The organism is Streptomyces sp. NPDC001401 (assembly GCF_042895385.1).
Lineage (GTDB): Bacteria > Actinomycetota > Actinomycetes > Streptomycetales > Streptomycetaceae > Streptomyces.
The window spans coordinates 116,140-125,009 of record NZ_JBIAWI010000027.1; the positions used below are offsets into that span (position 1 = coordinate 116,140).

The following is an 8,870-nucleotide window of genomic DNA, read 5'->3' on the forward strand; positions in this document are numbered from 1 at the left end:
TCCCCCTCAGGGCTGCTAGTCGCGGGCCGCGGTCAGGTGTTCCGCGTGTTCCTGGAGCGAACGGACGCCCACGTCACCGTGGTTGAGGGCGTCGATGCCCTGGACGGCGGCGGCGAGCGCCTGGACCGTCGTCAGGCACGGGACCGACCGCGCCACGGCCGCCGTACGGATCTCGTAGCCGTCGAGGCGGCCGCCGGTGCCGTACGGGGTGTTGACGATGAGGTCGACCTCGCCGTCGTGGATGTGCTGGACGATGGTCTTCTCGCCGTTCGGACCGGTGCCCTCGGACTGCTTGCGCACGACCGTCGCGTTGATGCCGTTGCGCTTGAGGACCTCGGCGGTGCCGGAGGTGGCGAGCAGCTCGAAGCCGTGGGCGACCAGCTCGCGCGCCGGGAAGATCATCGAGCGCTTGTCCCGGTTGGCGACCGAGATGAACGCGCGGCCCTTGGTCGGCAGCGGACCATAGGCGCCCGCCTGCGACTTGGCGTACGCCGTGCCGAAGACGGAGTCGATGCCCATGACCTCGCCGGTGGAGCGCATCTCCGGGCCGAGGACCGTGTCGACGCCGCGGCCGTGGATGTCGCGGAAGCGCGACCATGGCATAACGGCCTCCTTCACGGAGATCGGCGCGTCGAGCGGGAGCTCACCGCCATCGCCGTTGGCCGGAAGCAGCCCCTCGGCGCGCAGTTCGGCGATGGTCGCGCCGAGCGAGATCCGGGCGGCGGCCTTCGCGAGCGGCACCGCGGTCGCCTTCGAGGTGAAGGGGACGGTGCGGGACGCGCGCGGGTTGGCTTCGAGGACGTAGAGGATGTCGCCGGCCATCGCGAACTGGATGTTGATCAGGCCGCGCACACCGACACCGCGGGCGATGGCCTCCGTGGAGGCCCGCAGGCGCTTGATGTCGAAGCCGCCCAGCGTGATCGGCGGCAGCGCGCACGCCGAGTCGCCGGAGTGGATGCCGGCCTCCTCGATGTGCTCCATGACGCCGCCGAGGTAGAGCTCGGTGCCGTCGTAGAGGGCGTCGACGTCGATCTCGATGGCGTCGTCCAGGAAGCGGTCGACCAGGACCGGCCGGGAGGGGCTGATCTCGGTCGACTCGGCGATGTAGGAGGACAGCCGGGTCTCGTCGTAGACGATCTCCATGCCGCGTCCGCCGAGGACGTACGACGGCCGGACGAGGACCGGGTAGCCGATCTCGTCGGCGATGGCCTTGGCCTCGGCGAAGGTGGTCGCGGTGCCGTGCTTGGGGGCCGGCAGGCCGGCCTCGGCGAGCACGCGGCCGAATGCGCCCCGGTCCTCGGCGGCGTGGATGGCCTCCGGCGAAGTGCCCACGATCGGCACGCCGTTGTCCTTCAGCGCCTGCGAGAGACCCAGCGGGGTCTGGCCGCCCAGCTGGACGATCACACCCGCCACCGGGCCCGCCTGCTGCTCGGCGTGGACGATCTCCAGCACGTCCTCGAGCGTCAGCGGCTCGAAGTACAGGCGGTCGGAGGTGTCGTAGTCCGTGGAGACGGTCTCCGGGTTGCAGTTGACCATCACGGTCTCGTAGCCCGCGTCGCTCAGCGCGAAGGAGGCGTGGACGCAGGAGTAGTCGAACTCGATGCCCTGGCCGATGCGGTTGGGCCCGGAGCCCAGGATGATGACCGCGGGCTTCTCGCGCTGGGCGACCTCGGTCTCCTCGTCGTACGAGGAGTAGAAGTACGGCGTCTTGGCCGCGAACTCGGCGGCGCAGGTGTCGACCGTCTTGTAGACCGGGCGGATGCCCAGCGCATGCCGGACCTCGCGCACGACGTCCTCGCGCAGGCCGCGGATCTCGCCGATCTGCTGGTCCGAGAAGCCGTGCCGCTTGGCCTCGGCCAGCAGCTCGCGAGTCAGCTCGGGCGCCTCGGCGAGCTCGTCCGCGATCTCCTTGATCAGGAAGAGCTGGTCGACGAACCAGGGGTCGATCTTCGTGAACTCGAAGACCTCCTCCTGCGTGGCGCCCGCGCGGATGGCCTGCATGACGGTGTTGATACGGCCGTCGGTCGGGCGGACCGCCTCTTCGAGAAGAGCGGCCTTGTCGCCGGGCTCGCCGACGAACGTGAACTGGCTGCCCTTCTTCTCCAGCGAGCGCAGCGCCTTCTGGAAGGCCTCGGTGAAGTTGCGGCCGATGGCCATGGCCTCGCCGACCGACTTCATGGTGGTGGTCAGCGTGGAGTCGGCCTGCGGGAACTTCTCGAAGGCGAACCGCGGGGCCTTCACGACCACGTAGTCGAGCGTCGGCTCGAAGGAGGCCGGGGTCTCCTGGGTGATGTCGTTCGGGATCTCGTCGAGGGTGTAGCCGACGGCGAGCTTGGCGGCGATCTTGGCGATGGGGAAGCCGGTCGCCTTGGAGGCGAGGGCGGACGAGCGCGACACGCGCGGGTTCATCTCGATGACGATCACGCGACCGTCCTCGGGGTTCACCGCGAACTGGATGTTGCAGCCGCCGGTGTCGACACCGACCTCGCGGATGACGGCGATGCCGATGTCGCGCAGGATCTGGTACTCGCGGTCGGTCAGCGTCATCGCGGGGGCCACGGTGATCGAGTCGCCGGTGTGCACGCCCATGGGGTCGAAGTTCTCGATGGAGCAGACGACCACGACGTTGTCGTGCTTGTCGCGCATCAGCTCCAGCTCGTACTCCTTCCAGCCGAGGATGGACTCCTCCAGGAGCACCTCGGTGGTCGGGGAGAGCGTGAGGCCCTGTCCGGCGATGCGGCGCAGTTCCTCCTCGTCGTGCGCGAAGCCGGAGCCGGCGCCGCCCATGGTGAAGGAGGGGCGGACGACGACCGGGTAGCCGCCGAGCGTCTCGACGCCCCCGAGGACGTCGTCCATGGAGTGGCAGATGACCGAGCGGGCGGACTCGCCGTGCCCGATTTTCTGGCGGACGGCCTCGACGACCTCCTTGAAGAGGTCGCGGTCCTCGCCCTTGTTGATGGCCTCTACGTTGGCGCCGATCAGCTCCACGCCGTACTTGTCGAGGGTGCCCGCCTCGTGCAGCGAGATGGCCGTGTTGAGGGCCGTCTGGCCGCCCAGGGTGGGCAGGAGCGCGTCCGGGCGCTCCTTGGCGATGATCTTCTCGACGAACTCGGGGGTGATCGGCTCGACGTACGTGGCGTCGGCGATCTCCGGGTCGGTCATGATCGTCGCCGGATTGGAGTTCACCAGGATGACCCGGAGGCCCTCGGCGCGCAGGATGCGGCACGCCTGGGTGCCGGAGTAGTCGAACTCGGCGGCCTGGCCGATGACGATCGGGCCGGAGCCGATGACCAGGACGGACTGGATATCGGTGCGCTTAGGCACGCTGGCCCTCCATCAGGGATACGAAGCGGTCGAACAGGTAGGCGGCGTCGTGCGGGCCCGCTGCCGCTTCGGGGTGGTACTGGACGCTGAAGGCCGGCCGGTCGAGGAGCCGCAGGCCCTCCACCACGTTGTCGTTGAGGCAGACGTGGGAGACCTCGGCGCGGCCGTAGGGGGTGTCCGAGACCTTGTCGAGGGGCGCGTCGACGGCGAAGCCGTGGTTGTGCGCGGTGACCTCGACCTTGCCGGTCGTACGGTCCTGCACGGGCTGGTTGATGCCCCGGTGGCCGTACTTGAGCTTGTACGTGCCGAAGCCCAGCGCCCGCCCCAGGATCTGGTTGCCGAAGCAGATACCGAAGAGCGGGGTGCCGCGCTCCAGGACCGACTGCATGACCGATACCGGGTGGTCGGCGGTGGCCGGGTCGCCCGGGCCGTTGGAGAAGAACACGCCGTCGGGGTTCACGGCGTAGACGTCCTCGGCGGTCGCCGTGGCGGGCAGGACGTGCACCTCGATGCCGCGCTCGGCCATCCGGTGCGGGGTCATGCCCTTGATACCGAGGTCGACGGCGGCGACGGTGAACTTCTTCTCGCCGATCGCCGGGACGACGTACGCCTCCTTGGTGGCGACCTCGGCGGAGAGGTCGGCGCCCTTCATCTCGGGGGCCTGGCGGACCTCGGCGAGCATGGTGCCGTCGTCGGGCAGCGCGTTGCCGGAGAAGATGCCGACGCGCATGGCGCCGCGCTCGCGCAGATGACGCGTCAACGCGCGCGTGTCGATGCCCGAGATTCCGACGACGCCCTGGTGGCGCAGTTCGTCGTCCAGGGAGCGCTTGGCACGCCAGTTGGACGGCACGCGCGCGGGGTCGCGCACGACGTAACCGGCGACCCAGATCTGCTTGCTCTCCGGGTCCTCGTCGTTGACGCCGGTGTTGCCGACGTGCGGGGCGGTCATCACGACGACCTGGCGGTGGTACGACGGGTCGGTGAGGGTCTCCTGGTAGCCGGTCATTCCGGTGGAGAAAACTGCCTCGCCGAAGGTCACCCCCACGGCCCCGTAGGCACGGCCGCGGAAGATCCGGCCGTCCTCCAGGACGAGTACGGCGGGAGCCTTGGCGGCTCCCCTGGTGGAGGTTGTCATCGTGCGCCTTCCGTCTTGTTGATCATGTGGTTCAGGGTCTCGACCCACTCGGTGTGCTCGGCCGCGCGGTCGGAGCGGAACCCGGAGTCGATCAGCCGCTCACCGTGCGCCCAGGTCACCACGAGCAGCCCGCCCTCGGTCAGCACCTTGCCGGCGATGCCCTTGTCGAGCCGGGCCTCGCGCAGCTGCGCCGCCGGGACGAAGAAGTCGGTCGCACCGGGGCGTACGACGTCCAGTCCCGCATCCGTCAACGTGAGCTCGACCCGGCTGCGGGTGCCGAGGCCGTGCGCCACGATGCGGTCCAGCCACTGCCCGGCAGTGGTGGAGCCGTGATAGCGGCCACTCATCGTCAGTCTCGCCTCGCCCGGCACGTCCGGCGCGCTGGGCAGCTCCGGCAGGTCACCCTGGAGCGTGCCGCGCCACTTCCAGCCCTCGCGCATCAGCCAGTAGACGAGCGCGATGAAGAGGGCGAGTCCGACGAGCCAGCCGACGCGGGCTGCCCAGTCGGTGACCTCGGCCGACTTCTTCTCGGCGGCCAGATACGTCAGATGCAGAGGTGTCACGTGAGCTTCCCGTCGACGAGCGTGGCCTTGCCCCGGAGCCACGTGTGCGTGACACGGCCCGGCAGCTCACGCCCCTCGTACGGAGTGTTGCGGCTGCGCGAGGCGAAGCCCGCGGGGTCCACCGACCCACGGTATTCCGTGTCGACCAGCGTGAGGTTGGCGGGCTCACCAGCCGAGACGGGACGCCCGTGCCCCTGCGCCTGCCCGATCTGGGCGGGCTTGAAGGACATGCGCTCGGTGACCCCGGCCCAGGTGAGGAGCCCGGTGTCCACCATGGTCTCCTGCACCACTGACAACGCGGTCTCCAGGCCCACCATCCCCATGGCGGCGGCGGCCCACTCGCAGTCCTTGTCCTCGTGCGGATGCGGGGCGTGGTCGGTGGCGACGATGTCGATCGTGCCGTCGGCGAGCGCCTCGCGCAGGGCGATCACGTCGCGCTCGGTGCGCAGCGGCGGGTTGACCTTGTAGACCGGGTTGTACGTCCGCACCAGCTCGTCGGTGAGGAGCAGGTGGTGCGGGGTGACCTCGGCGGTGACGTCGATGCCGCGGGACTTGGCCCAGCGAACGATCTCGACGGACCCGGCGGTCGACAGGTGACAGATGTGGACGCGGGAGCCGACGTGCTCGGCGAGCAGGACATCCCGGGCGATGATCGATTCTTCGGCCACCGCGGGCCAGCCGCCGAGCCCCAGCTCGGCCGAGACGATGCCCTCGTTCATCTGGGCGCCCTCGGTCAGCCGCGGCTCCTGCGCGTGCTGGGCGACGACCCCGCCGAAGGCCTTCACGTACTCCAGCGCCCGCCGCATGATCACGGCGTCGTCGACGCACTTGCCGTCGTCCGAGAAGACGGTGACCCCGGCGGCCGACTCGTGCATGGCGCCCAGCTCGGCGAGCTTCTTGCCCTCCAGGCCGACGGTGACGGCGCCGATGGGCTGTACGTCGCAGTAGCCGTGCTCCCGGCCCAGTCGCCAGACCTGCTCGACGACGCCGGCGGTGTCGGCGACCGGGAAGGTGTTGGCCATGGCGAAGACTGCCGTGTAGCCGCCGGAGGCCGCCGCGCGCGTGCCGGTCAGGACGGTCTCGGAGTCCTCTCGGCCCGGCTCGCGCAGATGGGTGTGCAGGTCGACGAGCCCCGGCAGGAGCACCTTGCCGCCGGCCTCGACGACCTCGGCACCCTCGTCGGACAGCCCCGTACCGACTGCCTCGATGACCTCGCCGTCGATCAGCACGTCCTGCGGCTCGCCGCCGAGCACCTTCGCACCACGGATCAGGATCTTGCTCATGGTTCTTACTTCTCCTCGGTGGTGCGGGCGTGGGTGACGGCGGGTTCGTTGCCGCCCAGGAGCAGGTACAGCACAGCCATCCGGATGGAGACTCCGTTTGCGACCTGCTCGACTACGGTGCAGCGGTCCGAGTCGGCGACCTCGGCGGTGATCTCCATGCCGCGGACCATCGGGCCGGGGTGCATCACGATGGCGTGCTCGGGCATCCGCGCCATGCGGTCGCCGTCGAGGCCGTAGCGCCGCGAGTACTCGCGCTCGGTCGGGAAGAACGCGGCGTTCATGCGCTCGCGCTGAACCCGCAGCATCATCACCGCGTCGGACTTCGGAAGCGTGGAGTCCAGGTCGTAGGACACCTCGCAGGGCCATGTCCCGACGCCGACCGGCACCAGCGTGGGCGGCGCGACGAGGGTGACCTCGGCGCCCAGCGTGTGCAGCAGGTCGACGTTGGAACGGGCCACCCGGCTGTGCAGGACGTCGCCGACGATCGTGATCCGCTTGCCGGACAGGTCCTGCCCTATCCCGGCGTCCCGGCCGACGAGGCGGCGGCGCATGGTGAACGCATCCAGCAGGGCCTGGGTGGGGTGCTGGTGGGTGCCGTCGCCCGCGTTGATGACGGCCGCGTCGATCCAGCCGGAGTTGGCGAGGCGGTAGGGCGCTCCGGAGGCGCCGTGCCGGATGACCACGGCGTCGACGCCCATGGCCTCCAGGGTCTGGGCGGTGTCCTTCAGGGACTCGCCCTTGGAGACGCTCGATCCCTTGGCGGTGAAGTTGATGACGTCCGCGGACAGGCGCTTCTCGGCGGCTTCGAAGGAGATGCGCGTGCGCGTGGAGTCCTCGAAGAAGAGGTTCACGATCGTGCGGCCGCGCAGGGTCGGCAGTTTCTTGATCGGCCGGTCGGCGACCCGGGCCATCTCCTCGGCGGTGTCGAGGATCAGGACGGCGTCGTCGCGGGTGAGGTCGGCGGCCGAGATGAGATGACGCTGCATCTGTCAGGCTCCGTAAGGCAGTTCAGGAGAATTCGGGCATACGTGCGCGCGGAGGCGCACTCGGGGTCGTACGGCCGAGTGCTACTGCTGCTCGCCCGGGGCGGCCGGCTTCGCACCGAGCAGCACGGTGTCGCGACCGTCCTCCTCGGCGAGCTGGACCTTGACCGTCTCCCGCAGCGACGTGGGGAGGTTCTTGCCGACGTAGTCGGCGCGGATGGGCAGTTCGCGGTGGCCGCGGTCGACGAGGACCGCGAGCTGCACGGCGCGCGGGCGCCCGATGTCGTTCAGGGCGTCGAGGGCGGCGCGGATGGTGCGGCCGGAGAAGAGCACGTCGTCGACGAGGACGACCAGGCGGCCGTCGATGCCGTCAGCGGGGATCTCGGTCCGCGCCAGCGCACGCGGGGGATGCATGCGCAGGTCGTCGCGGTACATGGTGATGTCGAGCGAACCGACCGGGATCTTCCGGTCGGTGATCTCCTCGAGCTTGGCGGCGAGCCGCTGGGCGAGGAAGACCCCTCGGGTCGGGATGCCGAGGAGCACCACGTCGTCGGCACCCTTGGCGCGCTCGACGATCTCGTGGGCGATGCGGGTCAACACCCGCGCGATGTCGGGGCCTTCGAGAACGGGCCTGGCATCGGACTCCGGAATTCCGGACTTTTCCTGCTTGTCCATACGAAACGGACCTCCTTCTCCGCCTCACGGGACGGACCTTAAAGGACGTCGGATTTGCGCCATCCACGTTAGCAGGCCCCGGCGACGCCCCTGATCACCCCCATGGCGTAATCGGCCACCGCTGTCACGGAAGAGTCGGTGTGGACCATTCGGCTTGACGCACGAGAGTCACGCTGCGTAACCTCACAGTGAGTTACCAGACGCGCGGCTCGGAACCTCTGCAGCCGCGTCGACACAGTGTCCGGGGAGCTATATGTCCAGCGAATACGCCAAACAGCTCGGGGCCAAGCTCCGGGCCATCCGCACCCAGCAGGGCCTTTCCCTCCACGGTGTCGAGGAGAAGAGCCAGGGACGCTGGAAGGCGGTCGTGGTCGGTTCGTACGAGCGCGGCGACCGTGCCGTGACCGTACAGCGCCTCGCCGAACTGGCGGATTTCTATGGGGTCCCGGTGCAGGAGCTGCTGCCGGGCACCACCCCGGGCGGCGCCGCCGAGCCGCCGCCGAAGCTGGTCCTGGACCTGGAGCGGCTGGCGACCGTGCCGGCCGAGAAGGCGGGCCCGCTGCAGCGCTATGCGGCGACGATCCAGTCGCAGCGCGGTGACTACAACGGCAAGGTGCTGTCGATCCGCCAGGACGACCTGCGCACACTCGCCGTCATCTACGACCAGTCCCCCTCGGTCCTCACCGAGCAGCTGATCAGCTGGGGCGTGCTGGACGCGGACGCGCGCCGCGCGGTCGCCCACGAAGAGGTCTGACATCGCCTGACAGCCCTCGGGGCTCTCAGCAGAAACGTGGCGCCCGGGGGGGGGGGGCCCAAGCCGTGAGGGAGCCCCCCCCGCCCGGGGTGGGGCGGCGGGGGGGGGGGGGGGTGGGGGGCCCCGCCGCGGCCGCGGGCGCCCCCGCACGGG

General features: G+C 69.9%; 7 protein-coding genes. 1 reads left to right on the forward strand and 6 read right to left on the reverse strand.

Going from position 1 to position 8,870, the window contains the following annotated elements:
• Positions 1-15: 15 nt before the first annotated feature.
• The 6 genes from carB to pyrR all read right to left on the reverse strand — a co-directional run bounded on the left by carB (position 16) and on the right by pyrR (position 7,963).
• Positions 16-3,324 (reverse strand): carbamoyl-phosphate synthase large subunit, encoded by a 3,309-nt coding sequence (gene carB, locus ACFY10_RS50505; protein ID WP_390672171.1) that lies wholly within the window; start codon positions 3,322-3,324, stop codon positions 16-18.
• Positions 3,317-4,459, reverse strand: a complete 1,143-nt coding sequence (carA, locus tag ACFY10_RS50510; RefSeq protein ID WP_390672172.1) for a glutamine-hydrolyzing carbamoyl-phosphate synthase small subunit — start codon at positions 4,457-4,459, stop codon at positions 3,317-3,319. Before carA ends, carB begins: the two co-directional genes overlap by 8 nt.
• Complete coding sequence (locus ACFY10_RS50515) at positions 4,456-5,022, reverse strand: hypothetical protein (RefSeq protein ID WP_390672173.1); 567 nt, start codon at positions 5,020-5,022, stop codon at positions 4,456-4,458. Before ACFY10_RS50515 ends, carA begins: the two co-directional genes overlap by 4 nt.
• Positions 5,019-6,305: a dihydroorotase gene (locus ACFY10_RS50520; RefSeq protein WP_390672174.1), complete on the reverse strand. Its 1,287-nt coding sequence runs from the start codon at positions 6,303-6,305 to the stop codon at positions 5,019-5,021. Before ACFY10_RS50520 ends, ACFY10_RS50515 begins: the two co-directional genes overlap by 4 nt.
• A 5-nt stretch (positions 6,306-6,310) precedes the next feature.
• Positions 6,311-7,291: an aspartate carbamoyltransferase catalytic subunit gene (locus ACFY10_RS50525; protein ID WP_390672175.1), complete on the reverse strand. Its 981-nt coding sequence runs from the start codon at positions 7,289-7,291 to the stop codon at positions 6,311-6,313.
• Between the two features lie 81 nt (positions 7,292-7,372).
• Positions 7,373-7,963, reverse strand: coding sequence for a bifunctional pyr operon transcriptional regulator/uracil phosphoribosyltransferase PyrR (gene pyrR, locus ACFY10_RS50530; RefSeq protein WP_390672176.1), 591 nt, complete (start codon positions 7,961-7,963; stop codon positions 7,373-7,375).
• 253 nt (positions 7,964-8,216) lie between these two features.
• On the opposite strand from pyrR, the gene bldD reads away from it, so the two are divergent.
• A complete protein-coding gene (gene bldD / locus ACFY10_RS50535; protein ID WP_030946861.1) occupies positions 8,217-8,717 on the forward strand; it encodes a transcriptional regulator BldD in 501 nt (166 codons plus the stop codon).
• Positions 8,718-8,870 lie beyond the last annotated feature (153 nt).

Excerpts from the sequence above, each read along its gene's own strand:
- carA (WP_390672172.1), bottom strand. The coding sequence starts at position 4,459 with ATGACAACCTCCACCAGGGGAGCCGCCAAGGCTCCCGCCGTACTCGTC.
- ACFY10_RS50520 (WP_390672174.1), bottom strand. The coding sequence starts at position 6,305 with ATGAGCAAGATCCTGATCCGTGGTGCGAAGGTGCTCGGCGGCGAGCCG.
- ACFY10_RS50525 (WP_390672175.1), bottom strand. The coding sequence starts at position 7,291 with ATGCAGCGTCATCTCATCTCGGCCGCCGACCTCACCCGCGACGACGCC.
- pyrR (WP_390672176.1), bottom strand. The coding sequence starts at position 7,963 with ATGGACAAGCAGGAAAAGTCCGGAATTCCGGAGTCCGATGCCAGGCCC.
- bldD (WP_030946861.1), top strand. The coding sequence starts at position 8,217 with ATGTCCAGCGAATACGCCAAACAGCTCGGGGCCAAGCTCCGGGCCATC.